The 26,217-nt window shown below is 69.3% G+C and carries 20 protein-coding genes; 14 read left to right on the top strand and 6 right to left on the bottom strand.

What is annotated here, in order from left to right; all coding sequences use genetic code 11:
- Window positions 1-10 precede the first annotated feature (10 nt).
- On the bottom strand, window positions 11-1,222 hold the full coding sequence (locus E3O67_RS02670) for an MFS transporter (RefSeq protein ID WP_134432977.1): 1,212 nt from the start codon (window positions 1,220-1,222) through the stop codon (window positions 11-13).
- Between the two features lie 37 nt (window positions 1,223-1,259).
- Here E3O67_RS02670 and E3O67_RS02665 point away from each other — a divergent pair, with 37 nt between their 5' ends.
- The 4 genes from E3O67_RS02665 (at window position 1,260) to E3O67_RS02650 (ending at window position 5,075) form a co-directional block, all read left to right on the top strand.
- Entirely contained in the window at window positions 1,260-2,114 is an 855-nt protein-coding gene (locus E3O67_RS02665) for a sulfurtransferase (protein ID WP_198417217.1), read from the top strand.
- A gap of 194 nt (window positions 2,115-2,308) precedes the next feature.
- Window positions 2,309-3,208: an ABC transporter substrate-binding protein gene (locus E3O67_RS02660; RefSeq protein ID WP_134432975.1), complete on the top strand. Its 900-nt coding sequence runs from the start codon at window positions 2,309-2,311 to the stop codon at window positions 3,206-3,208.
- 2 nt (window positions 3,209-3,210) lie between these two features.
- Window positions 3,211-4,278: an amino acid ABC transporter permease gene (locus E3O67_RS02655; RefSeq protein WP_134432973.1), complete on the top strand. Its 1,068-nt coding sequence runs from the start codon at window positions 3,211-3,213 to the stop codon at window positions 4,276-4,278.
- Window positions 4,275-5,075 carry an amino acid ABC transporter ATP-binding protein gene (locus E3O67_RS02650; RefSeq protein ID WP_370259920.1) on the top strand — a complete coding sequence of 267 codons (801 nt, stop codon included), beginning with the start codon at window positions 4,275-4,277 and terminating at the stop codon, window positions 5,073-5,075. Before E3O67_RS02655 ends, E3O67_RS02650 begins: the two co-directional genes overlap by 4 nt.
- A 114-nt stretch (window positions 5,076-5,189) precedes the next feature.
- Here the strand turns inward: E3O67_RS02650 and E3O67_RS02645 are convergent, their stop codons facing one another.
- Both E3O67_RS02645 and hrpA read right to left on the bottom strand, forming a co-directional pair.
- Complete coding sequence (locus E3O67_RS02645) at window positions 5,190-6,200, bottom strand: aldo/keto reductase family protein (protein WP_134432971.1); 1,011 nt, start codon at window positions 6,198-6,200, stop codon at window positions 5,190-5,192.
- Between the two features lie 129 nt (window positions 6,201-6,329).
- Window positions 6,330-10,265: an ATP-dependent RNA helicase HrpA gene (hrpA, locus tag E3O67_RS02640; protein WP_134432969.1), complete on the bottom strand. Its 3,936-nt coding sequence runs from the start codon at window positions 10,263-10,265 to the stop codon at window positions 6,330-6,332.
- Between the two features lie 140 nt (window positions 10,266-10,405).
- Between hrpA and E3O67_RS02635 the strand changes: the two genes are divergently transcribed.
- The 7 genes from E3O67_RS02635 to E3O67_RS02600 all read left to right on the top strand — a co-directional run bounded on the left by E3O67_RS02635 (window position 10,406) and on the right by E3O67_RS02600 (window position 18,091).
- Window positions 10,406-11,179 (top strand): metalloregulator ArsR/SmtB family transcription factor, encoded by a 774-nt coding sequence (locus E3O67_RS02635; RefSeq protein ID WP_134432967.1) that lies wholly within the window; start codon window positions 10,406-10,408, stop codon window positions 11,177-11,179.
- A 64-nt stretch (window positions 11,180-11,243) separates the two neighbouring features.
- Entirely contained in the window at window positions 11,244-12,077 is an 834-nt protein-coding gene (locus E3O67_RS02630) for an aldo/keto reductase (protein ID WP_134432965.1), read from the top strand.
- A gap of 99 nt (window positions 12,078-12,176) precedes the next feature.
- Complete coding sequence (gene pnuC / locus E3O67_RS02625) at window positions 12,177-12,860, top strand: nicotinamide riboside transporter PnuC (protein ID WP_134432963.1); 684 nt, start codon at window positions 12,177-12,179, stop codon at window positions 12,858-12,860.
- Between the two features lie 46 nt (window positions 12,861-12,906).
- Window positions 12,907-14,976 (top strand): thioredoxin domain-containing protein, encoded by a 2,070-nt coding sequence (locus E3O67_RS02620; protein ID WP_134432961.1) that lies wholly within the window; start codon window positions 12,907-12,909, stop codon window positions 14,974-14,976.
- A 199-nt stretch (window positions 14,977-15,175) separates the two neighbouring features.
- On the top strand, window positions 15,176-15,550 hold the full coding sequence (locus E3O67_RS02610; protein WP_134432959.1) for a DUF488 domain-containing protein: 375 nt from the start codon (window positions 15,176-15,178) through the stop codon (window positions 15,548-15,550).
- 117 nt (window positions 15,551-15,667) lie between these two features.
- Window positions 15,668-16,096, top strand: a complete 429-nt coding sequence (locus E3O67_RS02605; RefSeq protein WP_134432957.1) for a DUF1761 domain-containing protein — start codon at window positions 15,668-15,670, stop codon at window positions 16,094-16,096.
- A gap of 264 nt (window positions 16,097-16,360) precedes the next feature.
- Entirely contained in the window at window positions 16,361-18,091 is a 1,731-nt protein-coding gene (locus tag E3O67_RS02600) for a stealth family protein (protein ID WP_134432955.1), read from the top strand.
- On the opposite strand, the gene E3O67_RS02595 is transcribed toward E3O67_RS02600, so the two are convergent.
- Both E3O67_RS02595 and E3O67_RS02590 read right to left on the bottom strand, forming a co-directional pair.
- Complete coding sequence (locus tag E3O67_RS02595; RefSeq protein WP_134432953.1) at window positions 18,021-18,959, bottom strand: phosphodiesterase; 939 nt, start codon at window positions 18,957-18,959, stop codon at window positions 18,021-18,023. The two genes, E3O67_RS02600 and E3O67_RS02595, sit on opposite strands and share 71 nt — an antisense overlap.
- Before the next feature lie 298 nt (window positions 18,960-19,257).
- On the bottom strand, window positions 19,258-19,473 hold the full coding sequence (locus tag E3O67_RS02590; protein WP_134432951.1) for a hypothetical protein: 216 nt from the start codon (window positions 19,471-19,473) through the stop codon (window positions 19,258-19,260).
- A gap of 62 nt (window positions 19,474-19,535) precedes the next feature.
- Here E3O67_RS02590 and E3O67_RS02585 point away from each other — a divergent pair, with 62 nt between their 5' ends.
- The 3 genes from E3O67_RS02585 to E3O67_RS17175 are packed head-to-tail and all read left to right on the top strand — an operon-like array spanning window position 19,536 to window position 23,747.
- A complete protein-coding gene (locus E3O67_RS02585; RefSeq protein WP_134432949.1) occupies window positions 19,536-20,387 on the top strand; it encodes a phosphatase PAP2 family protein in 852 nt (283 codons plus the stop codon).
- 55 nt (window positions 20,388-20,442) lie between these two features.
- Window positions 20,443-21,723 (top strand): type III polyketide synthase, encoded by a 1,281-nt coding sequence (locus tag E3O67_RS02580; RefSeq protein WP_241979392.1) that lies wholly within the window; start codon window positions 20,443-20,445, stop codon window positions 21,721-21,723.
- A 56-nt stretch (window positions 21,724-21,779) separates the two neighbouring features.
- Window positions 21,780-23,747: an FAD-dependent monooxygenase gene (locus E3O67_RS17175; protein ID WP_198418946.1), complete on the top strand. Its 1,968-nt coding sequence runs from the start codon at window positions 21,780-21,782 to the stop codon at window positions 23,745-23,747.
- A 274-nt stretch (window positions 23,748-24,021) separates the two neighbouring features.
- On the opposite strand, the gene E3O67_RS02560 is transcribed toward E3O67_RS17175, so the two are convergent.
- A complete protein-coding gene (locus E3O67_RS02560) occupies window positions 24,022-26,154 on the bottom strand; it encodes a glycogen debranching N-terminal domain-containing protein (protein WP_134432947.1) in 2,133 nt (710 codons plus the stop codon).
- Window positions 26,155-26,217: the final 63 nt, after the last annotated feature.

Raw genomic sequence — 26,217 nt, 5'->3', positions numbered from 1 at the left:
GCGGATGCGGTTAGGAGACCTGCACCTGGATCGGGGCGGTGTCGGGGATCGGGCTCGCGTCGCGGCCGCGCAGGTCCGGGTGCCAGCGCCGGCCGAGCGCGGGGATGATCGTGCCGAGCCCTGCGAAGCCGGCCGCGACCAGGATGGCCGCCGTGGCGCCGCTCTGGTCGATCATGAAACCGGCGACGGCGGAGCCCATGGCGGCGCCCATCAGCTGGCCGGTGCCCACCCAGCCGTAGGCCTCCGCGGTGTCGCTGAATTTCACACTCGCGGAGACGATGCCGAACAGTACGGCGAAGGCCGGCGCGATGCCGATACCCGCCACCAGCAGTGTGACGGCCAGCCACCAGAAGCTCAGGTTGCCGACGGCGGCCAGGCCGAGGCCGATGGTGACGATGAGCATCCGTGCGGCCAAGGCCCACGGGCCGATCGGCGCGTGGCCGAGGGCGAGCCCGCCGATCAGCGAGCCGAGAGCGAAGATGCCGAGCACCCAGCCGGAGCTCGAGCTGCCGTGCCCGAACGCGGCCACCACGCCGGCCTCGACCGCGGCACAGGCGGCCACCAGCATGAAGCCGACGATGGTGCTGAGCATGACCGGCGGCCGTTTGAGCACGACACCGAGCTTGCGGCGGCTGCGGGGGATGCGCACCCGGCCGACCTCGGGCAGCACCAGGAACCAGACGCCGCCGCCGATGAGGAAGATGGCGGCCAGCAGGATGCCGGCAACCGGGCTGACCTGGATCGCCACGAAGGTGGCGATCACCGGGCCCAGCACCCAGATGATCTCCTGGGCCGAGGCGTCGAGCGAGAACAGGGGCGTGAGCTGGCGTGAGTTGACGATCTTCGGGTAGATGGTGCGCACGGCCGGCTGGATCGGCGGAGTGGACAGCCCCGCAACCAGCCCGACGGCCATCAATACGTAGATCGGCATGCTGACCAGGGCCATCGTGACGATGGAGGTCGCGCACACGACGAGAGTGGCGGTGATGACCGGTCGCATGCCCCAGCGGCCCATCAGGCGGCTGGTGAGCGGCCCCGCGACGGCCTGGCCGATGCTCATCGCGCCCAGCACGAGGCCGGCAGCTCCGTAGGAGTCGAAAACCTGCTCGATGTGGATCAGGAACGCGAGCGACAGCATCCCGAAGGGGAAACGGGCGGTCAGTTGTGCGGCGATGACGCGAGCTACGCCCGGTGTCTTCAAAAGGGTCCAGTAGCTGCTCACTTACTCAAGTCTACGTCTGCCGAGGTAGCGTGAGCGCGTGCGAATATTGATCACGGCCGACGAGCTGGCAGCCCTGCTGCAGACCCGAAGTGACGTTCGCATGCTGGACGTGCGCTGGAAACTGGGCGGTCCGCCTGGGCCCGGCGAATACCGTGCGGGCCATGTCCCCGGCGCCGTGTACGTCGACCTGGAGACCGAGCTGGCCGGGCCCGGCGAACCGGCCGACGGGCGGCATCCGTTGCCCACCCGCGCAGCGCTGCTGGCCGGCGCGCGCCGCTGGGGTCTGCGCGACGGCGACACGGTCGTGGTCTACGACGACCTGGGCGGGATGTCGGCCGCCCGCGCCTGGTGGCTGCTGCGCCACGCCGGGGTGCGTGACGTGCTGCTGCTCGACGGGGCTCTCGCCGCCTGGCGCGCCGCCGGCCTGCCGCTCGCGATCGGGGACGAGCCGGCTGACCCGGGCACGATCACCCTCTCCGACGGCGTTCTGCCGGTTCTCGACACGGATGCCGCCGCCGCCCTCGCGCACGCCGGCGCGCTCCTCGACGCGCGCGCCGCGGAGCGCTACCGCGGTGACACGGAACCGATCGACCCGCGTGCCGGCCACATCCCCGGGGCGATCAGCGCGCCCACCGCGGACAATCTCACCCCCGACGGGCGATTCCGACCGGCCGCGGAACTGCGCGCCCGGTTCGAGGCGCTCGGGGTCGGCGGTGCCGGCGGCGGCGCGCACCCGAGGGTGGGCGTCTACTGCGGGTCCGGAGTGACCGCCGCGCACGAGGCGGCCGCTCTGGCCATCGCCGGGTTCACGCCGGCGCTGTACCCCGGCTCGTGGTCGCAGTGGTCGAACCTGCCCGGGCGGCCCGTGGAAACCGGAGATCCGAGGGCGTGAAATGCCCCCGAAACACGCTCGCGGTCATACTGGAGAAGAAAAGGCACGTTCACGCTCACTAGGGCTGGCCCAAAACGTTATCTGCGCACGGAATCCGCGTGAGTCTGCTGTTATATGCTCACCTGTGTCGAATTCCGTTTCCGGACCTCAAAGACGAACCAGCAACATCCGACAACCATGAAGAAGGTTTCGCAATGCGCGCTCCATACCTACTCCCGGCCCTCGCCGCCGTCACGGCTCTCCTGCTCACCGGCTGCGTGGACAATTCGACTCCCGCCACGAACGGGTCGACCGACGGTTCGTCCGCCGCGACCATCGAGATGGATGACGCGGCCGCCGCCCTGCTCCCCGCCGAGGTCGCCGATTCCGGCACGCTCATGATCGGCACCGACCCGACCTACGCGCCCAACGAGTTCAAGGACGAGGCCGGCGAGCCGATCGGCTGGGGCATCGAACTTGCCGAAGGCATCGCCGCGAAGCTCGGTCTGACTCCCGAGTTCCAGGTGTCCAAGTTCGACAACATCATCCCGAGCGTCACCGGCGAAAAAGTGAATATCGGCATGTCGTCGTTCACCGACACCGTCGAGCGTCAGAAGCAGGTCGACTTCGTCAACTACTACACTGCCGGCATCCAGTGGGCCTCCGCCGCCGGCAACGACGTCGACCCCGACGACGCCTGCGGCCTCAAGGTCGCCGTACAGGCCACGACCTACGAGGACACCGACGAGGTCCCCGCTAAGAGCGAGGCCTGTGTCGCCGCCGGCAAGCCCGCGATCGAGAAGCTGCAATACGACACGCAGGATGCCGCGACCAACGCCGTCGTTCTGGGCCAGGCAGACGCGCTCAGCGCCGACTCCCCGGTGACCCTGTACGCCATCGCCCAGACCGAGGGCAAGCTGCAGCCGGCCGGAGACACCTTCGACGTGGCACCGTACGGTGTCGCGGTCGGCAAGGATTCCGGGCTCGTCGAGGCGATCCAGGCTGCGCTGCAGTCGATGGTCGATGACGGCTCCTACGGCAAGATCCTCGATGACTGGGGTGTCGCTGACGGCGGCATCGATGAGATCACGATCAACGCCGCCGCGAACGGCTAACCATGAGCAGCAATGACACGATCCGTCCGGCGGCAGGGGCAAGCCCGACGCCGGCCGGATCGAATGATTCGGAGCCGGTCAAGGCCATCCGGCTGCGCCACCCCTGGCGCAATGTGTTCGCCGTGGTGCTCATCCTCGGCTTCGCTCTGTTCATCATCGACGCTGCCGGGCGCCCGGCCTACGACTGGCCGGCCGTCGCCCAGTACGTCTTCGACCGCCGCATCACCCAGGCGGCGCTCAACACGCTTCAGCTCACCGTTTACTCGATGGTGATCGCCATCATGCTCGGAGTGGTCCTGGCCGTGATGCGCCTGACACCGAACCCGGTGGTCAAGAGCCTCGCCTGGTTCTACCTCTGGATCTTCCGCGGCACCCCGGTCTACGTGCAGCTCGTCTTCTGGGGTCTCATCTCGATCATCTACCAGAGCATCGACATCGGCATCCCGTTCATGGAGCCGTTGTATTCCTTCGAGACCAACGCGGCCCTGAACACCTTCACCCTCGCCATCATCGGACTGGCCCTCAACGAAGCCGCCTACATGGCGGAGATCGTGCGGGCGGGACTGCTTTCGGTGGACAAGGGCCAGGACGAAGCTGCGACGGCGCTGGGCATGAGCTGGTTCCAGACCATGTCGCGGGTCGTGCTGCCCCAGTCGATGCGGGTGATCATCCCACCGACCGGCAACGAGGTGATCTCGATGCTCAAGACCACGTCGCTGGTGACAGCCGTGCCTTACAGCTTCGACCTGTACACGCGGTCGCGGGACATCTCCGCGGAGACGTTCAACCCGATCCCGATGCTCATCGTCGCGTCGATCTGGTACCTCTTCTTCACCTCGATCCTGATGGTGGGCCAGCACTTCCTCGAGAAGCGGTTCGCCCGCGGCCTCGGCGATCGGCAGCCCGACCGCACGGAATCCACCCAGACCGGAGCCATCACCGGCACACTCCCGGTGATCGGCGGCAACCAGCCGACCGTGGTGCGCCCCGCGCCCGGAGGGCTGCCGCCGATCAATCCGCCGCCCAGAGACCCTGGGCCCGTCAACCCCGGATCCGGAGACGTGAAATGACCGACGTGAACACGCAGGCCGGGGCATCCGTGGCAGGTCCGCCCATGGTCCTGGCCGAGCAGGTCTCGAAGAGCTTCGGCTCGAACGAGGTACTCAAGAGCATCTCGCTCGAGGTGAGGCGCGGCGAGGTGATGTGCCTGGTCGGGCCCAGCGGGTCAGGCAAGTCCACGTTCCTGCGCTGCATCAATCACCTCGAGGTGCTGTCCGCCGGCCGGCTCAGCGTCGACGGCGAATTGATCGGCTACCGGGAGGCCAACGGAAAGCTCTACGAGATGGCTCCCAAGGAGGCGGCCCGGCAGCGCCGGGACATCGGCATGGTGTTCCAGCGGTTCAACCTGTTCCCGCACATGACGGCATTGCAGAACGTGATGGAGGCGCCGCTCCGGGTGAAGGGGCTGCCGAAGGCCCAGGTGGAGCAGAATGCGCTCGACCTGCTGGCTCGGGTCGGTCTGGCCGAACGTTCCAGCTACTATCCGGCGCACCTCTCGGGTGGGCAGCAGCAGCGCGTGGCGATTGCCCGCGCGCTTGCGATGGAGCCCAAGCTGATGCTCTTCGACGAGCCGACCAGTGCGCTCGACCCCGAGCTCGTCGGAGAGGTGCTCGACGTGATGAAGGGCCTGGCCAAGTCGGGCATGACCATGATCGTGGTCACCCACGAGATGGGCTTCGCCAAAGAGGTCGCCGACTCGCTCGTCTTCATGGACGGCGGTGTGGTCGTCGAATCGGGAGATCCGGACGAGATCCTGACCAACCCGCAGCACCGCCGCACGCAGGCGTTCCTGTCGAAGGTGCTCTAGCAGCGGTGTTCTAGCAACGCGCACATCGACCGTCGCCGTTCGTGCCGAGTGTCCCCGCTGTGGCGGCGACACTCGGCACGAACGGCGATTCTCGGTGTGCGCGGACGGGGCGCGCTATGCCGGGCGGCTCTGCGGTGCGGTGGCCGCGGTCATCGCGGAGTCGTGCTCCACGACGTCGCCGAGAACCTCGTCGATCTCCTTCATGCTCTCGGCCGGGATCTTGACCCCGGCGGCCTGGGCGTTCTCCCGCACCTGCTCGGGGCGGGAGGCTCCGACGAGGGCGGCCGAGACGTTGTCGTTCTGCAGCACCCAGGCCACGGCCAGCTGCGCCATCGACAGGTTGAGGTCGGCGGCGATCGGTTCGAGCTTCTGCACCCGGGTCAGTACGTCGTCGTTCATGAAGCGGCTGATCATGTCGGCGCCACCCTTGAGGTCTGTGGCACGTGAGCCGGCCGGCGGGGCCTGGCCCGCCTTGTACTTGCCGGTGAGCACACCCTGGGCAACGGGGGACCAGACGATCTGCCCGATGCCGAGCTCCCGCGAGGTCGGCACAACCTCGTCCTCGATGACGCGCCAGAGCATCGAGTACTGCGGCTGGCTCGAGATCAGGCTGAAGCCCAGCTCCTTCGAGAGGGCGTGGCCGGCGCGCAGCTGTGCGCCGGTCCACTCGCTGACGCCGATGTACAGCGCCTTGCCCTGCCGTACGATGTCGGCGAAGGCCTGCATCGTCTCCTCCAGCGGGGTCTCGGTGTCGAAGCGGTGCGCCTGGTAGAGGTCGACGTAATCGGTCTGCAGGCGGGTCAGTGAGCCGTTGATCGACTCCATGATGTGTTTGCGGGACAATCCGACGTCGTTGTGTCCGCGCGGGCCGGTGGGCCAGTAGACCTTGGTGAAGACCTCGAGGCTTTCCCGGCGCTGGCCCTTGAGCGCGTCTCCCAGAACGGACTCCGCCTTGGTGTTGGCGTAGACGTCGGCGGTGTCGAAGCTGGTGATGCCCACGTCGAGTGCGGCATGCACGCATTGAATGGCGATGTCGTTCTCGACCTGCGAACCGTGCGTGAGCCAGTTGCCGTAGGTGATTTCGGAAATTTTCAGGCCTGATGAACCGAGATAGCGGAATTCCATATTTCCAGCCTAGGCGAGCGGGTTCTGCGCGTGTTGGGCGAAAGCCGAGGGTGACACGACGGCTTTAAGGGGTGCGCGCCATGCCCCCACCCCTCACAGCTGTCGACTCACCGAGCGCGCGTGGGCCGGTCAGCCGGTCAGGGCCTTGTGGATCCGCTGCAGGGACACGGGCTCGGCGGCCTTGAGCTCCTGGGCGAAGAGGCTGATCCGCAGCTCCTCGATCAGCCAGCGCCCGCGCACCAGATTGGCGGCCGCGTTCGCCTGCAAGGGGATCCTGCCGCCGGCATCCTCGAACCGTCCGGTGGCCGCCTGGCTCTCGTTCATCCAGACCCGGTCGCGGCTGGGGTTGTCGCCGAGCTTCACGATGCGGGCGGTGATGCCGGCCAAGTAGCGTGGCAGGTGCCGCAGCTGCACGAGGCCGGTGGCGCTCACGAAACCGGGGTAGACGAGCCCGGCCAGCTGCGCGCGGGCATCCGTCAGGGCCGGCAGCAGGGCCATGCTGGTGGAGGCCTTGAGCGCCTTGTCGGCGACGCGCGCGGCGGCGAGGATGCGGGCGACGAGGCCCACCGTGTCGAACATGGAGTCCATCACCACGCCGGACACCCGGTCGCGGATAGTGTCGAACTCGGCGCGCATGAACACCTGACCGCCCGGCTTCACCCGGAACAGCACGTCGTCGACGCTCGCCGCGAGGCAGTCGTCGAACAGCGCCTGGGTGCTGCGGTACGGGCTGGTGGCGAGGCTGAGCTTCTCGGCCCCGGTGAGGTGCTGCTGCACGTAGGCGACCGGGGAGGGCGTGGCGAGTAGCAGCAGTCGGCGCACCCCGCCGGGCAGGGTGCGGGCCTGTTCGGCCTCCGTGCTCATCATGCGGATCGCCACCGAGGTGCCCTCGTCGACGAGGGTCGGGTAACCGCGGACGGTGTTGTCGCCCTGTTTAGTGTCGAGGAACCTGGGCAGCTCGGGGAAGTCCCAGGTGGTGAGGCCGGAGCGCTCGATCGCGTTGGTGGGGGTGGCAGCGGATGCCGCGGCCACGCTCTCGCGGGCCTGGTTGCCGAGCCGGCGCTGCAGCTCGAGGAGGTCCTTTCCGGAGGCGATCGGGCGACCGCGTTCATCGACCACGCGGAACGTCATGCGGAGGTGGGCCGGCACCCGGATCAATTCGAAGTCGTTCGCGGTCACCGGCACATAGGTGAGCTTCTGGATCAGAGCGGCCAGCGTCTCGGTGAAGGGCACGTCGTCGCGATCGAACAGCGACCCGCGGCCGATACTCGAACCGATACTCGAACCATGGGTTGTCGAGCCCGTCGAGACCCCGACCGACACCTCTCCCGGCGCCGGCGGCAGCTCGTTCAGCAGTCGCTTGGCCCAGTCGCCGGCAGGCACCACGTTGCGACGGATGCTCTTGGGCAGCGATTTGATCAGCGCCGTGACCAGGTCGGCACGGAGTCCCGGCACCTGCCAGTCGAAGCCGGTGGGGGAGAGCCGGGCGAGCAGGGCCAGCGGGATCTGCACGGCCACGCCATCGTCATCCGCGCCGGGCTCAAAGCGGTAGCTGAGGGCGAACTTCTGGTCGCCCTGCCGCCAGATCGGCGGGAACACGGCCTCGTCGATCTCCGGTGCGTCGTCGGGCACCAGCGCCTCGGCGGTCATCGTGAGCAGGTCGGGCGTTGTCACGCGCGCCTGGCGCCACCAAGTCTCGAACGTGCGGGTGGAGCATACGTCGGCCGGAATGCGTTTCTGGTAGAACTCGAACACGGCCTCGTCGTCGAAGAGGATGTCCCGGCGCCGCGTGCGCTCCTCGAGCTCGGCGAGTTCCTTGCGCAGGCTCGTGTTGGCCCGGTCGAAGGCGGTGACCCGCTGGTCGATGCGGTCGAGGTCCCACTCGCCCTCAACCAGCGCGTGCCGGATGAACAGGTCGCGGGCATACGCGGGGTCGACCCGCGAGAACTGGATCCGGCGGCGCGGCACGATCGGCACCCCGTAGAGGGTGACCCGCTCGTAGGCGACGACCGCGCCCTGCTTCTTCTCCCAGTGCGGCTCGGAGTAGCTGCGCTTGCAGAGGTCCCCGGCGAGCGGCTCGGCCCAGGCCGGGTCGACGACCGCGTTCATCCGGGCGAACAGTCGACTGGTCTCGACCAGTTCGGCGCTCATCACGGCGTTCGGTTGCTTCTTCGCCAGCGCCGAGCCCGGGAAGATCACGAACCGTTGCTGACGGGCGCCGATGTAGTCCTTCTTGATGGTGTCCTTGAGGCCGATATGGGAGAGCAGGCCGGCCAGGAGCGAACGGTGGATGCCGTCGGGATTCACGCTGGGATCACCGATGTGCAGGCCGAGCGGCTTGGCCATCTGGCGCAGCTGCTTGTATACGTCCTGCCACTCGCGCACCCGCAGGTAGTTGAGGAACTCGTTCTTGCAGAGTCGCCGGAACGCGCTGGAGCCGAGCTCCTTCTGTTGCGTCTCGAGGTAGTTCCAGAGGTTCAGCAGGCTGAGGAAATCGCTCGTCGGGTCGGTGAAACGGGCGTGCTGCTGGTCGGCCTGCGCGCGGCGCTCGAGCGGGCGTTCGCGGGGGTCCTGAATGGTGAGCCCGGAGACGATCACCATCACTTCGCGGCTCACGGCCTGCGTCTTGGACTCGATCACCATCCGCCCGAACCGAGGGTCGATCGGCAGCTTCGCGAGCTGCTGGCCGATGCGCGTCAGTTTGGAGACGCCGGGTTTGGAGCCGCCGGCCTTGGAGCCGGTCGTGTGGCCGGCCGTGTCGGGGGCCACCGCCCCGAGCTCGGCGAGCAGGTCGAGGCCGTCCTTGATGCCGCGCGAGTCGGGGGGCGTGAGGAACGGGAACGCGGCGATGTCGCCGAGGCCGAGCGAGATCATCTGCAGGATGACCGCGGCCAGGTTCGTCCGCAGCACCTCCGGCTCGGTGTACTCGGGCCGGCGGGTGAAGTCCTCCTCCGAATAGAGGCGGATGGCGATGCCGTCGCTGGTGCGGCCGCTTCGGCCCGAGCGCTGGTTCGCGGAGGCCTGCGAGATAGCCTCGATCGGCAGGCGCTGCACCTTCGAGCGCACGCTGTACCGGCTGATCCGGGCGGTTCCGGCGTCGATGACGTAACGGATGCCCGGCACGGTCAGGCTGGTCTCCGCCACGTTCGTCGCCAGCACGATGCGCCGCCGCACACCGGCGACCTTCGATGGCTGGAACACCTTGTGCTGGTCGGCGGAGGAGAGCCGCCCGTACAGCGGCAGGATCTCCGTGGGGCTGGTGCGCCCCGAGGAGGCGTACTTGCCCTGCAGCGCGTCGGCGGCGTCCCGGATCTCGGTCTCGCCGCTGAGGAAGACCAGCACGTCGCCGCTGGACTCCCGGTCGAGCTCGTCGAGCGCGGCGGAGATCCCCTCGATGTAATCCCGGTCGACGGTGGGAGCGGCATCCGTCGTCTCGTCGTCGTCGGCGTCCATCGCCTCGGCGACCAGCGGGCGGTAGCGGATCTCCACCGGGTAGGTGCGCCCGGAGACCTCGATGATCGGGGCCGGCGTGCCGTCGGGCGTGGCGAAGTGCTCGGCGAAACTCTGCGGGTCGATCGTCGCGGAGGTGATGATGAGTTTGAGGTCGGGGCGCTGCGGAAGCAGTTGCCGCAGGTATCCGAGCAGGAAGTCGATGTTGAGGCTGCGCTCGTGCGCCTCGTCGATGATGATCGTGTCGTACTTGCGGAGCAGGCGGTCGCGGTGCATCTCATTGAGCAGGATGCCGTCGGTCATCAGCTTGATCCGGGTATCCGGTCCGACCTGGTCGGTGAACCGCACCTGGTAGCCGACCGTCTGCCCGACCTCCTGGCCGAGCTCCTCGGCAATGCGCTCCGCGATCGTGCGCGCGGCGAGCCGGCGGGGCTGGGTGTGGCCGATGTTCTCCCGGCCCAGCTCGAGGCAGATCTTCGGCAGCTGGGTGGTCTTGCCGGAACCCGTCGCGCCGGCGACGATAACCACCTGGTTGTCCCGGATGGCGCGGGCGATGTCCTCCCGGCGCTGGCTGACCGGAAGTTCGGGCGGGAAGGTGATTTCGACGGGGATCATGAGCCTTCTATCGTATGACAAACGCGGTGATCGACGGATGCTGCCCCGGTTCACCCGGTGTCGGGCTCGAAACGTCGCGGCGGGACGAGTACCGCGGCCGGCCCGGCGCGCTTTTAACCGCACGATGTTAGCATCAAAGAATGATCAATGACGAAGGGTCAGGGGACCGGCACGCCGCCCTTGCCTCCGACGCCCGGCGCCAGGTGCTCGACCTCCTGATGGGATCCGCCATCCCGCTCGACGCCGCCGCGGTCGCGGCGCGCATCGGCTTGCACGTGACGACCGCCCGGTTCCATCTCGATCAGCTTGAGAATGCCGGCCTGATCCGGCGCGCCGTCGGTCGTGCCGGAACGCGCGGCCGCCCGCGGATTCTGTTCACCGCGGGGCCCGCCGCCCGGGAAGTCGGCGCCCAGCACGATCTGAGCCGGGTGTTGGCCACGGCGCTCGCCGAGGACGCCGACAGCGGACGGGCCCGGGCCGTCCGTGCCGGCGAGACCTGGGCCGAGAACTACGCCGACGAGCTGCGGGGGAGCGCCGACGACGGCACCGCGCCGCTGCTGCGCATCCTCGACCGGCTCGGTTTCGATCCCCAACTGGAGGAGTCGGCGCTCGAACCCGACTCCGCTGCGACCGAGGGTGACGCTGACGGTGTCGCCGCCGCCGCCGAGGGTGTCGCAGCCGCTCCCGTGATCAGCCTGCTCGCCTGCCCGTTCCGGGCCGATGCGCGCGACGCCCCCGATGTCATCTGCTCCGTGCACCTGGGTCTCGTGCGCGGGGTGGCGCGCGAGCTGGGCCACGACCCGGACCAGGTCGGGCTGCGCCCCTTCGTGGAGCCCGAGCTCTGCTACCTGAGCCTCGGGAGCGGTTGGGCAGCTCCGGGGCCGGGTCCGGTTCCGGAAACGACTCAGCAGTAGAGCAGCAGTCTCCCGTTCAGCGGCCGTTCAGGGGCAGGTCGATGCCCCGACCTAGGGTGGACCAATGACATTTTCTGTTCCCACTCTGACCCTCAACGACGGTCACACCATTCCCCAGCTCGGGTTCGGTGTCTTCAAGGTCGAACCCGACGAGACCACCCGGATCGTCGGCGACGCCCTCGAAATCGGCTACCGGCACATCGACACGGCCGCCGTCTACGGGAATGAGGCCGGTGTCGGCTCCGCGCTCGGGACATCCGGAATCGCGCGCTCCGACCTGTTCGTGACCACCAAGCTGTGGAACGACCGGCAGGGCACGCAGTCGGCCTTCGACGCGTTCGACGAGAGCCTCGAGAAGCTGGGGCTCGACTACGTCGACCTCTACCTGATCCACTGGCCGGCGCCCGCCAACGACCGCTACATCGAGAGCATGAAGGCGCTCGAACAGATCCGCGAGTCCGGTCGGGCCCGTTCGATCGGCGTGTCCAACTTTCTGGTGCCGCACCTCGAGCGCCTGCTGACGGAAACGGATGTCGTGCCCGCCGTCAACCAGATCGAGCTGCACCCGGCGCACCAGCAGCCCGAGGTGACCGCGTTCGCCCGCTCACACGGCATCCGGATCGAAGCCTGGGGGCCCCTCGGCCAGGGCAAGTACCCGCTCTTCGAGGAGCCCGTCGTGGCCGTGGCGGCGGAGGCGCACGACAAGACGCCGGCGCAGGTGGTCATCCGCTGGCACCTGCAGGCCGGCAACATCGTTTTCCCCAAGTCCAACCGCCGGGAACGCATGGTCGAGAACTTCGACGTGTTCGATTTCGAGTTGAGCCGCACCGAGGTCGCCACAATCTCCGCCCTCGAGCGGGCCGGCCGGGTGAGCGCGCACCCCGACGACGTGAACTGACCGTTCCGCCCTGCCCCGCGGGGCCGCCTTCGGACCGGGCGGCCCGGCAGTGGCGTTAGGTTGGGGAGGGCGGGAAGCGCCCGGCGAGGAAGATGACGGATGAACCCGATCGAGTGGCTGTTCGACGCACAGCTGCAGATCGGAACCCAGACGATTCTCTGGCGCGAGATCATCGGCAACGTTTTCGGCATCCTGAGCGCCGTCGGCGGAATGCGCCGCAAGGTGTGGGCCTGGCCGGTCGGGATCGTCGGCAACGTGCTGTTGTTCACGGTGTTCCTCGGTGCCGTCTTCGGCACCCCCAACCCGGTCAACCTGCTCGGCCAGGCCGGGCGGCAGATCATGTTCATCATCGTGTCGGTCTTCGGCTGGATCCAGTGGTCCAACCATCGGCGGGGGCTCACGCAAAACGCCGTGGCCCCGCACTGGGCCGGTGCTCGTGCGCGTATCCTGCTCGGACTCGGACTCGTCGCGGGCACCCTGGTGCTCACCCCTGTCTTCCGTGCTCTCGGCTCGTTCGAGCCGGTCTGGGCCGATGCCTGGATCTTCACCGGCTCGTTGCTGGCCACCTACGGCATGGCCAAGGGCTGGACCGAGTTCTGGCTGATCTGGGTGGCCGTCGACATCGTCGGGGTGCCGCTGCTGCTCAGCGCCGGCTACTACGCCTCCGCCGTTCTCTACCTCTTCTACGGCGCGTTCACCCTCGCCGGCTTCTTCATCTGGATGCGCGTGCAGCGCCGCGCCCGCGGGGCCCTGACCGTCGACCTGGCGGCCGCCCGGCTCTAAGCCGCCTCTGATCCGCCGCCCCAGGGGACAGCGGCACAATGGAGGCATGACCAACAGCCTCGCCGATGCCATCAGCCCCTATCTGCGCTCGCACGCCGACAACCCCGTGGCCTGGTACGGCTGGGGCGTGGAAGCCTTCGTGGAGGCCCGGCTGCGCGATGTGCCCGTGCTCGTCTCGATCGGCTACTCGACCTGCCACTGGTGCCACGTGATGGCCCGGGAGAGCTTCAGCGACCCGGAACTCGCGGACTACCTGAACCGGAACTTCGTGAGCATCAAGGTCGACCGGGAGGAACATCCCGAGGTCGACGCCAGCTACCTCGCCGCGGCCAGCGCCTTCGTGAGTGGGCTGGGCTGGCCGCTCAACGTCTTCGTCACCCCCGACGGGCAGGCCTTCTACGCCGGGACCTACTTTCCGCCGCTGCCGCTGCCGGGACATCCGTCGTTCCGGCAGGTGCTCGACGCGGTGACGGATGCCTGGACCACCCGCCGCGCCGAGGTCACCGAGAGCGCGACGCGCGTCGCCGAGGCCCTTGCGGCCGCCGCCGCGCAGCAGGGAGCCGGTGGATCGCTGCCGGGCCCCGCCTCGCTCGACCGGGTCCGGGCCGAACTCGTGGCTCTGGAAGACCCCCGCTTCGGCGGATTCGGCGGCGCGCCCAAGTTCCCCGTGGCGCCGGTGCTCGGCTTTCTGCTCGGCCGGGCGGGTGCCGGGGCCACGGTTTCCGAGACCGCGGGCTCTGAGCCCGCGGGCATCGCGGCGCAGGTCCCTGGGGCGCGGGCGCTCGCCCTGCGCACCCTGAAGCGCATGGGTGCCTCTCCTCTCCGTGACCCGGTGGAGGGTGGTTTCTTCCGCTATGCCGTGAACCGGGACTGGAGCGACCCGCACTACGAGCGCATGCTCTACGACAATGCGCAACTGCTGGACCTCTACACGCAGGCGTGGCGACTCACTGGAGAGCAGTGGGCGCGCACTGTCGCCGAGGGCGTCGCCGGATTCCTGACCACCGTGCTGAGTCTGCCCGGAGGCGGGTTCGCCAGTGCCCAGGACTCCGAGAGCACCGTCGCCGGGCGCCGCGTGGAGGGCGTCTACTACACCCTGGACGAGGATGCCCGGCGGCGGGAGGAGCCGCCCGCCCTCGATGAGAAGGTGCTCACCGGCTGGAACGGCCTCGCCATCGCGGCCCTGGCCCGCGCCGGGTTCGCATTCGCCGATCCCTCGCTCACACAGGCGGCCGCGACGGCTGCCGACCACCTGCTCGACCGCCACCTGCGCCGGGACGGCAGCCTCGTGCGGGCCTCCATCGCGGGGCGCACGTCTGCCGCCCAGGCCACCCTGGAGGACTTCGGGATGTGTGCACTGGGTCTCCTCGAGCTTGCTCTGGCCACAGGCGAGGTGCGCTATGCCACGGCCGCGCGCCGGCTCATCGACGGCACGCTGGGGGGAACGGATGCCCGAACGGTACCGTCCGCCGCCGACACTCCTGCCCTCGGCATTCCCGCCGCCGGACTCACCGACACCGACGCCGACACGGACACCCACGCCGACGCCGACGGCGACACGGTCGGCGGGATGCCGTTCCGCGCCACCGACGGGCCGGACCCGGTTCTGGAGGGGCAGGGACTCGCCCTTGACGTGGACCCGTCGGAGGGGGCCTACCCGTCGGGGATCACGGCGACCGCCGAGGCGGCGAACCTGCTCTACCAGCTGACCGCCGACGACCGCTACCGCACGGCCGCCGCCGCAGCGATGGCAGCGCTGGCGGAGCGCGCGCTCGAACGTCCGCTCGCTTTCGGAGCGACCCTGCGGCTGTCGGGTGTGCTGACCGGCCCGGTGGAACAACTCCTGGTGGTTCGGCCGGACACGGCCGGTTCGGACTCGGTACTGCCGGACGGGGGCGCCGCAGGGGAACCCGCCGCACTGCTCGACGTGGTGCGCCGACGCGGTGCCGGGCTCGTCGCATCCGTCACCGAGGCCCAGGCGCAGGCCTTCGCCGACGCCGGCTTCGAGCTGTTCCGCGACCGGGTCGCGCAGGGTGGCAGGCCGACGGCGTACCTCTGCCGCGATTTCGTCTGCCGCCTGCCCGTCACCGACCCGGCCGACCTGCCCGCCGCCTGAGCCCGAACCTGAACCTGAACCCGAACCCGCACCCGCACCCGAACCCGCACCCGAACCGGAACCCGGCCACTGATGCCGCGCGAGAGTGCCCGTTCCGGTCGAGAGTGACCGGCGCAACGGGCACTCTCGACCGGAACGGGCACCCAGCGTGGTCCCGGGGCTGGTCGAACGGTGGCCGCGCCGGGAACAGAATGGGGGGATGGGCATTCAGATCAAGCGGGTCTACGACGAACCATCCTCGAGCGACGGGACCCGGGTTCTGGTCGACCGGCTGTGGCCGCGGGGCGTCTCGAAGGAGGATGCCCGGCTCGACGCCTGGCTCAAGCAGGTTGCGCCCAGCCCGGACCTGCGCCGGTGGTGGGACCACGACCCGGCCCGCCTGGAGGAGTTCGGGGCGCGCTACCGGGCCGAGCTCGACACCGAACCCGAGACGGCGGCGGCCGTGCAGGAGCTTCGCACGCTGATCACCTGCGACGAGAGGACGAAGACGACCACCACGCTGCTCTACGGCGCTCGCGACCCGAAGGTCAACCATGCCGCAATCCTGGCCGAGTATGTGATCGGCGGGGCCTGACCGGTCCGGCCCGACGTGACCCCGGAACGAAAAATCGGGCCGGCTGCCCGGCCACCGCAGTAACCTCAATCCAGCCGACCTCACCGGGCGGCGCCGCCGACCGAAAGGACTCCTGCGATGGTTCCCGAAATCAACATCTGGGCCGTGCTCCTGGCCACAGCGTCCAGCATGATCGTCGGCGCGATCTGGTATTCCCGCCGGGTGTTCGGTGCCTACTGGATGAAAGCCGTCGGTCACGACGAGGAAAGCATGCGCACGGGAGCGACCGCGCCGCTCGTCGTCACCGTCGTCGTCAGCTTCATCACCGCCTGGGTTCTCGCCGGTGCCGCTGCGATCGCCCAGGCGTTCTACGGCGGGAATTTCCTGGTCAACACCCTGCTGACGGCCGTGATCCTCTGGGCCGGCTTCACCGCCGCTCGCATGGTCACCCACGACGCCTTCGACCGCCGGCCGTCCGGACTCACCGTGCTCAATATTGCCCACGAGCTGGTCACCCTGCTCCTGATGGCTCTGATCATCGGCCTATTCGGGATCAACGCCGGGTAACGGATGCCGCGCGAGAGTGGCCGTTCCGGTCGAGAGTGACCGGCGCAACGGGCACTCTCGACCGAAACGGGCACAGTGCCGCCGGGGCGGGAGTCCGGGCCGGGGTGCGGGCGGCATAGAATGAGGACGGCGCCACCGCGTTCCACCGGCTGCTCCCGGGCTCTGAACCGGTCGTCGCTGTCCGGCATCAACGGACGCACTCTCCCCGGCATTGCATGTGGTTGCCTCGTGAACGAGTGTTCCCAATTCTTCTCGAGGAGGACCATGACCACGTTCGATCGCCCGGAAACCGAGCGTCGCTCCTCGAACGACCCGGCAGGCAACCTGCCCGTGCTGACGCTGAGTCCGGAACCCGAGCTCGTGCTGCTCTCGCCCGACCCGCGCACCCGCCGGTTCGACCGCGACGACGTGGTCGTGCGCAAGGGCGAGATCAACTTGATCAACGGCCACTTCACCCCCCACGAGTCGATGGTCAAGGACCTCCTCGCGGTGCGCGACGCGCTCGAACGGGCGGGCATCGACTTCCTGCTCGTGCGCGGCGACGGGGACCGTCCAGTGATCGCGGTCGACCGAAAATGTCGCAAGAACCTCACCCGCATCCTCGCGGAGGCCTTCGCGAACGAGCCCTTCTACGCCAAACCCCTCGACGGGAACCTGACTCCGGCCCTGCTGCTGGCCGACGGCGCCCTGACCACGCTGCGCAAGTCATCCGTCTTCCGGGTCTACCGCCCTCGCATCGAGCCGATCGGCCGCCTGCGCTACGGCGCCGAGACGGCGTTCCAGTTCGAGCTCTGGCACTTCGGCGACGACGAGATAGTCGCGCCGGTCGAGAATTCGCTGATGCGGGCCCGGCTGCCGCGTTCCGAGGCCCGCGAGACCACGATCGACCTCTTCGGGCGCAGCTGGCGCACCCTGCAGCACATGTTCGACGACTTGGCCAGCGACATCAGCTTCGACATCGACATGGTCTTCTCCTGGGTCGACGGGTCGTCGAGCGACTTCCAGCGTGAACGGGCCAAGCGCATGAAGTCCTACGTCGTCGGTGACGGCGACGATTCGGATGCCCGTTTCCGCCAGATCGACGAGCTCAAGTACGCCCTCCGCAGCGTGTACATGTTCGCGCCCTGGGTGCGCCGCATCTTCATCGCCACGGATTCGCCTGCCCCGGCGTGGCTGGCCGAGCACCCGCGCGTCACGATCATGCGCAGCGAGGATTTCTTCCCCGACCTGAGCGTTCTGCCCACGCATAACTCGCACGCCGTCGAGAGCCAGCTGCACCGCATCCCCGGGCTGGCCGAGCATTTCCTCTATTCCAATGACGACATGTTCTTCGGTCGCCCCGTCGGACCGGAGCTGTTCTTCTCTCCCGGCGGCGTGACGAAGTTCATCGAGGCGTCCACCCGGATCGGTCTCGGTGAGAACAACACCAGCCGCAGCGGTTTCGAGAACGGGGCCCGCGTCAACCGCGCCCTGCTGCGGGACCGGTTCGGCAAGGTCACCACGCGGCACCTCGAGCACACCGCGGCGCCGCTCCGCAAGAGCGTGATGCAGGAACTCGAGGCCGAGTTCCCCGACGATTTCGCCCGCACCGCGGCCAGCCAGTTCCGCTCGGCGACCGACATCTCGGTCACGAACTCGCTGTTCCACTACTACGCACTGATGACGGGGCGCGCGGTCGAGCAGACCCAGGCGCGCTCGCTCTACATCGAAACCACGCTCAAGCTCGCGCTGCGTCAGATGAACGCCCTGCGCAAGCGCCGCGACCAGGACATGTTCTGCCTCAACGACGGCAGCAATCCGGAGATTTCCGACGAGGTGCGCCGCGCGGCCGTGACCGACTTCCTCGAACGGTACTTCCCGATCGTCGCCCCGTGGGAGCGCGAGAACCAGGTCGGCCCCGGTCAGGCCGCCCATACCCTGCCGTCTAGTGCAGAACCGGGATCGGCGTGGTCATCGGGGGTTCGCGGAACGCTGGCAGAGTACCCGCGGGCATGATCCGGATGCCGTCGCCGGCCAACCGGCGCGCGCTCTCCGTCGCGTCGATGTAGTCCAGTGCCGGGAAGTCGCCCAGCGGAACGACCGAGTGCAGAACCGTGTCCGCGAAGACGTGCACGAGGTTGAAGGTGCGGGCCCCGTCGCGGCCGCGCGTTCCGCCGACCGGCACGTTCAGGTCCTGCGTGTAGCAGGTGGCCGACGCCACCGACACCGGAATGCCCGCGAACGTCGCCATCGAGGAGTAGTGCAGATGCCCGGCGAGGATGCTGCGCACATCCGTGCCACGGAGCACCTGGGCCAGGCGGGTCTGGTCGCGCAACTCGACCGACACAGCCAGGTCGAGCACGCTCGGCACGGGCGGGTGGTGCATGGCGAGGATGGTGCCGTCCGGCGCGGGAACACTCAGCTGGTCGGCCAGCCAGCTCAGTTGATCGTCGGTCACGGCGCCGTGGTGGTGGCCGGGAACGGAGGTGTCCAGCGTGATCAGGCGCAGGCCGCCGATGTAGTCGACGTGGTCGATCGGCTCGGTGGTCGCCGGTTCGTTCAGAAGGGTGCTGCGGAACGACGCCCGATCGTCGTGATTGCCCATCACCCAGAAAACGCGGGCGCCGAGCCGTGCGGCGGCCGGCTCGACGATCTTCTGCAGGGCACGGTAAGCCTCCGGTTCGCCCTTGTCGGCCAGGTCACCTGTGATGATGATGGCGTCAGGTCGTCCGGAGGAGGCCTCGACCTCCGCGAACAGCTGCGCGAGATGGGCGGTGCTGTCGACCTGGTCGTACAGGCGACCGCCGTTCGCAAGCAGGTGGGTGTCGCTGAGGTGGAGCAGAAAATGATCCGGCCTGGGGTATTCGGCCGTTCGAATGTTCACGGAGCATCCATTCGTTGGGGCTAAGAACTCTTCGATGAGTTCGCTGACTCTACTCTGATTATTTGAGCAGCAGGGGCTGAACCGTGGGTGAATGGCAGGCGAACACAGTGAAGGGTCGCACGGGGGGTACCCTCCGGGCCCGCCCTCATCGCTGATCAGGACTGGATCCTCGTCGTGCTCTCCTTCACCTGCAACGGCTGCACGGTCGAGGCCTTGACCCCGGTCCGGCGCGCCCGCCCCGCTCTGCAATCGGCTGACGGTACCGATGTGTTCGCGCTCAGCGAAGAGGCGAAAATCACTACGGGTGAGTCAGCCCAGAGGTCGAATCGGGGAAGACCGGCTTGTCGAGGCTGTCGTCCTCGTAGGGCTCGGTCTGCTCATGGGCCGCCGCGGCGGCGCGACGCCGTTCCGCCTCGAAGTCTCCCTCCAGACCGGTGAAACCACCGATCTGTGCCTCACGCTGCCGACGCTCTTTTCGGGCGGCCCGTGCCTGCCCACGCTTTCTTGCGACCATTCTCGAAAAGCTACGCCGATGCCGAACGGAGTCAACCGTGCCGTCGCGTGCGAAGCTATACCGTGCGCACCTCTTCGACGATCAGCCCCGTTCGCTATCTGGTGGCGGCGTTCGCCGCGATCATTCTCTTCGCCGGGCTCTACCTTTACTTCGTGCGCACCCTCTCCGGCCAGGCGATGGACCAGCTCGCCTTCGACGGCGCCGAGTTCGGACGCCGCAGCGTCACGCCGCTCGCACAGGAGCTGTTGGATGCCGTTCCGCTGGTCTCCGTCATCGTCGGGTTGCTGCTCACCGGGGTCGTGACCGTCGTGCGGCGCAACGGCAAGACCCTGATCGTGGCCTTCGGGGCGGCTCTAGCCGCCGTCGTGAGCACGCAACTGTTGAAAATGATTCTCCTGACCCGGCCGGACCTCGGCGTGGAGGGCTACGACGGCAATTCATTCCCCTCGGGGCATACAACGGTGGCGGCGGCATCCGCTCTCGCTGTATTCCTGGTCGCGAGTCCCCGCACGCGCGGTCTCGCAGCCCTCGGCGGATCCGGGTTCGCCATCCTGGCCGGGGTGGCCACGCTCGCGAACGGCTGGCATCGTCCCAGTGACGTCATCGCGGCGCTGCTCGTCGTGGCGCTCTGGGGCTGCGTGGCCGGGCTTGTGCTGACCCGCGGGCCGTGGTCCAGAGGCGTCGCATCGCTCGGTGGGAAGAACGCGCGCCCGCCCGGGGTCGACCGTCTGCAGCTGCGTATCCTGATTCCATTCGCCGTGGTCGCAGTCGCCGCGTTCCTGGTCACCTACTTCCGCGCGTTCGGGGACACCCCGGGAACCCTCATCGCCTACATCGGCGGCGTCACCGCGATCGTCGCCGCGGGGCTCGGAATCGGGCTCACGGGCATCCGTCTGTTTGCCCCGCTGCCCTGATCTGACGGTGTTTTCAGGGTGTGCCGGGCCGGGCCCGCGTGTAACACTGGGGGCTATGTCCGTCACTCTCAGAGCGCTCCAGACCGTGGTCCCCCCGACAGTACTGATCCAGGATCAGGTGCGCGACGTCTTCGCCGCCCAGCCGGGACTCAGCCGTCTGGCCCAACGTCTGGTGAACGCGTCGTTCAACCTGTCCGGGATCGACACCCGGCACACCGTCATCGACGAGCTCACCCTCGACGGGGCGTCGCCCGATCCCCAGTTCTTCGACGCCGCCACGCAGGAGCTGCTCAAGCCGAGCACCCGGGTGCGCAACGAGCTCTACATCGTTGAGGCGACGAAGCTGTTCGTCGAGGCCGGGCGGCGGGCCCTCGCGGCGTGCCCCGGTATCGCGGCGGCGGACATCACGCATGTGGTGACCGTGTCGTGCACCGGGTTCTACGCACCGGGGCCGGATTACATGTTGGTGCGCGAGCTGGGCCTGAACCCCGCGACCCAGCGCTATCACCTGGGATTCATGGGCTGCTACGCGTCGATGCCCGCCCTGCGAACGGCGAAGCAGTTCGTCGACGCCGACCCGAACGCCGTCGTGCTGGTCGTGAGCGCCGAGCTGTGTTCCCTGCATCTGCGTACCTCGGACGACCCCGACACCATCGTGGCCTCCTCGCTGTTCTCGGATGGCGCGGCCGCCGGCATCGTGAGCTCCCGCGCCCCCGCGGCAGACGAGAAGGCCCTCAACCTCGACCTGTTCGAGACCGTGATCACCCCCATCGGCGAGGGGGACATGGCGTGGAAGATCGGCGACGAGGGGTTCGAGATGATCCTCAGCACCTACGTGCCGCACATCATCGACCAGCACATCGAGGGGGCGCTCGCCCCGCTCTTCGCCCGGGACGCCGCGCTCACCGCCGCACTGGCTCCGTCGCCGGCACCGCCCGGAGTGCAGGCCGGGGTGGCGCCGCTCGTTTCCGCCGGAGTGCCGGCGGGTGTGTCGGCGGGTGTGTCGGCCGGGTCGGTCGCGACCCTGGTCGCACCGGTTGCGGCCCCGACCCCGCCGGCGACACCGGCGACCGCGATCGCGCACTGGGCGATCCACCCGGGCGGACGCAGCATCCTGGACAAGACCGAGGCGAAACTCGGACTCAGTGAGGCGCAGCTGGTGCCCTCGCGGGAGACCCTGCGCAACTACGGCAACATGAGCAGCGCGACGATCCTGTTCGTGCTCAAGGCGATCCTCGACGCCCCGGCCACGGATGACGGCGAGCGGGTCTGCGCGATGGCGTTCGGCCCGGGGCTCACGGTCGAAACCGGGCTGATGACCGTCGCCGCCGGGTAGCGGGCGTGGGCATCCCGTCGCTGCGTGGCAAGTCACCGCGTCTGCCGTCACCGCGCTTGCCGTCACTGGACCGGCGCGCGATCGACGCCGTCGAACTCATGGACGACCCCGACTGCGACCCCGGCAAACTCGCCAGCACCTACGCGAACTTCCGGTTTGTGAACGCCGTGGTGTCGGGGTGGCGCGGGATGTACCGCCGTGACATCCGGCCGGCACTGTCGAGCACCAGGGAGAGCACGCTGCTCGACGTCGGCTGCGGCGGCGGGGACGTGGCGCGGTCGCTGGCCCGCTGGGCCGCCCGGGACGGCCTGCGCCTGAACATCACGGCCGTCGACCCGGATGCCCGCGCGCACGCCTACGCGACCGGCCTGCCTCCGCTGCCCGGACTCCGGTTTCGGCGGGCGCTCAGCTCGGACCTCGTCGACGAGGGGCATCGATTCGACTTCGTCGTCTCCAACCATGTGCTGCACCACCTCACCGGCGAACAGCTCGGCGGGCTGCTCGCCGACTCGGAGCGGCTCGCTGCGCGGCGGGTGCTGCACGCCGACATCGAACGCAGCCGGTTCGGGTACCTCGGGTTCGGGCTCGGCACCTGGCCGTTCTTTCGCCGGTCGTTCATCCGCGACGACGGGCTCACCTCCATTCGCCGCAGTTTCACGGCCCGGGAGCTTCGCGCTGCGGTGCCGCCCGGGTGGCAGGTGACGCGTGAGCATCCGTCGCGCCTCGTGCTGCGCTGGGAGGCGCGGACGGCCGCGGTGTCCGATGCTTCTGTCCCTGCCGAGGCGGATGCTGGCGGGCACGGGCACGGGCACGGGCACGGACGGGAGCGGGAGCGGACGTGGGAAGCAGCGGCCAACAATCCGCTTGGCTCGGGGCCGCGGATGCGGGAGGTGATCGTGGTCGGCGGGGGACCGGTGGGCATCTTGCTCGCCGGGCTTCTCGCGGTGCGCGGCGTCGACGTGGAGGTGCTCGAGCAGCGGGCCGAGCCCTCGCTGCGGTCTCGGGCCATCGGCATCCACCCGCCGTCCTTGCGGGCGTTGGAGCAGCTCGGGGTGGCGGAAGAGGTGCTCGACCGGGCGGTCCGGATCCGCGGCGGTGTGGTGCGCTCGGATGGGCGCACGCTGGGCCGGCTGGCGTTCAGCGCGACCACCGACCGGATGCAAAGCGTGATCTCGCTGCCGCAGTCCGAGACCGAGGCCGTGCTGCGCGCGCGGCTCGCCGAACTCGCACCCGGTCGGCTGCGCGGCGGCATCACCGTGACCGGGGTGTCCGACCGGGGCGATCGGGTCGCGGTCGAGACGGTCGCGGACGGCATGCCGTCCGGCGAGACTCTCGAAGCTCGCTATGTGGTGGCAGCGGACGGCGCCCGCAGTCTCGTGCGCGACCTGCTCGGCATCCGCTGCACGGCGCGCACTGGCGGTGAGACGTATCTGATGAGTGACTACCCCGACACGGGGGAGTATCTCGGGGAGGCCGTGCTCTACTTCGAGCGGGACGGAGTGGTCGAGTCCTTCCCGCTGCCCGGAGGCCGGCGCCGCTGGGTGGCCATGACTCCGACCCTGCTGACGGATGCGACGTCCGGCGACCTGGCTGCGCTCATCCGTGCCCGCACCGGCACGCAGCTGCCTCCGACGACCGCCGCGGCCAGCGCCTTCCCGGTGCAGCAGCGCCTCGCGACCAGTCTCGTGGCCGGACGGGTCGTGCTCGTCGGCGATGCGGGGCACCAGATCAGCCCGATCGGCGGGCAGGGGATGAACCTCGGCTGGCTCGACGCCCTGCAGCTGGCCCCGGCGCTGGAACGGGCGCTGCGGGAACCGGATGCCGCTACCAGCGTGCTCCGGGACTACGACCGCCGCCGTCGGCGCAGCGCCCGGATGGCCGCCCGGCAGGCCGGTTTCAACATGGCGATGGGCGGTCCGGTGGAGGGGCTGCGGCTGCGCGCGCGGAACGGGCTCGTGCGCACCCTGGCGGTGCCGCCCGCCAGCGCCGTGCTCGCCCGGGCCTTCACCATGCGCTGGCTGTAGTCCGCCGCCGGTCCGACCGGGCTCGGTCGGGGTGCGCGCTCGGCTCGGTCGGTTCGGTCGGTTCGGTTGGTTCGGTTGGTTCGCTCATCGGGGGCCAATTCAGGAGAATCCTGCGGATGGTGCGGCAGCCCCCGCAGAACTCCGCAGAACTCCGCAGGAACACGCGGAACTCTGCGGGGGCGCAGCCACCGCTCCCCGGAATCTCCTGAGTTGGCCACACACGTGGCCGGTCAGTCAGCGGTAGCCAGGCTGCCAGCCCCCTGGCCGGGTACAGCTAGCGGACCGGGGCCGAGACCAGCGGGGTGTGGAGGCCGCGCACGGTGACGTCGCCGACGACGGCGGGGGTGATCGGGGTGGAGGTGACACGGCCGGTGACCGGATCGGGTTCCAGACCGAGCACGGTGCCGAGCACGGACACGGCCGCCGCCGCGGACCAGGCCTGCGGGCGGCAGGCGGCCGGGTAGGGCACCGCCGCCGCGACCAGGCCGGACGCGTCGCCGGAGTGCAGCTCCGGCAGGCGGTAGTCGAACGATTCGGCCGCGGCGAGCAGCCCCTCGATCAGGCTGCCGGCCTCGGCGCCGAATCCGGCGCGTCCCAGTCCGGCGATCGCGATCGCGGTGTCGTGGGTCCAGACCGAGCCGCCGTGGTAGCTCAGCGGCCAGTAGCCGACCGAGTCCGTCGACATGGTGCGGAGGCCGTAGCCGGAGTTCAGTTCCGGGGACACGAGCCGGGCGGCGACGAGGGCGGACTCCTCCGCGGAGAGCAGCCCGGTTCCGAGCAGGTGGCCGATGTTGCTGGTCACGGTGTCGATGGGACGCTTGAAGGCGTCGAGGGCGACGGCCGGGTAGCGGCCGGCCGGCGAGTCGATCCAGAACGACTCCCGGAACCGGGTCTGGAGGGCTTCCGCCCGGGCACGCCAGGTGTCGCCGCCGGGCCGGTTGAACGCGTCGAGCAGGTCGGCACCGCCGATATACGCCTCGTAGGCGTACGCCTGCACCTCGCAGAGGGCGATCGGGCCGTCGGCGAGGCTGCCGTCGCGCCACTGGATGGAGTCGCCGGAGTCCTTCCAGCCCTGGTTCGCGAGGCCGTGGCCGGTGATGTCGACGTATTCGAGGAACCCGTCGCCGTCACTGTCGCCGAAGTCGCGCATCCAGCCGAGGGCCGCCTCGAGCGCAGGCAGCAGGGCCTCGACCTCGTCGGTGGCCAGACCCCACCGGTAGGCGTCGCGCAGCAGGCAGATCCAGAGCGGGGTGGCGTCGACGGTTCCGTAGTACAGCGGCGGCAGCGACAGGCTCTCGCCCGGCATCGAGAACACGTCGGGACGCAACTCGTGCATGATCTTGCCGGGCTGCTCAGCCGTCTCGGTGTCGCTCTTGGTGCCCTGCAGCTGCGCGAGCAGGCGCAGCGTGGAGCCCGCGATCTCGGTGCCGAGGGGCAGCAGGAAGCGCGCCGCCCACAGCGAATCCCGGCCGAAAAGGGTGAAGAACCAGGGTGCGCCGGCGGCCAGGAACGGCTCGTCCGGACTCTCGCGGGTGGCCATCCGCAGGCCGGTCAGGTCGTCGAGCGCGCGCGCCACCCAGCGGCCGAGGCGCGCGTCGCCGGAGCGAACCGACACGCCCGACCACTCCGGCAGCCCGGACGCGCCCTGCACCACGGTCGCCGCGTGCGCGATCTCGACGGACCACTCCACGGCGACGCTGCCCTTCGCGGGCACCGTGACCGACCAGGTGCCGGTGACCTCGGTGCCGGCGACCTCGGTGCCGGTGTCCTCGGTGCCGGTGTCCTCGGTGCCGGTGTCCTCGGTGCCGGTGACCTCGGGGTCGACTGCCCCAGAGGTGGCCGACCCGGCCAGCACCCCGTCGCCGCTGACAGCCACCAGCGCCGACACGGTGGCAGTCGACAGACGGATGCCGCCGCTCGCCTCCGTGACGGCGACATCCGGTGCCGCGGGCAGGCCCGCGCCCCCGAAAGCCACGCGCTCGGCCGCCCCCGCGAGGCCGGCCTTCACGGTCTGCATATCGGCGAAATCGGGCGTCAGGCGCACGGACACGGTCGTGTCGAGCGCCTGCCCCAGTCCCGAGCTGATCACGATCCGCTCGGAGAGGCGCCCCGCGGTGACCGTGCGGGTGACCTCGAGCCGCAGCCGCGGGTCGGCGGTGCGGTCGTCGAGGTGGCGCAGCAGCGACGTGAAGGTGACCGCTCCCACTCCGCGCTGGGCGTGTCCGATCGGCTCGCCGGCCCGGCCGCCGATCAGCAGGGACCAGCCGGAGAGAACGCGGGTGTCCGCGTGGTACAGCCCGTGGATGGGTTTGTCCGTCCGCCCGTCAAACCGCGACCAGGCCTGGGTGGGGGCCGCCAGAACGATGGCGGAGTCATGGAGCAAGGGCTGGACGGGGTGAGAGAGCATGAGTGAGGTGGGACTCCAGAGGTGTTGTGGTGCGGATCTGCGGAAAGAAGGACAGGGAAAGCG

Origin of the sequence: Cryobacterium sp. TMT3-29-2 (genome assembly GCF_004564305.1) — a bacterium.
GTDB lineage: Bacteria > Actinomycetota > Actinomycetes > Actinomycetales > Microbacteriaceae > Cryobacterium > Cryobacterium sinapicolor.
This window is presented reverse-complemented; position numbering and strand designations above follow the sequence as displayed.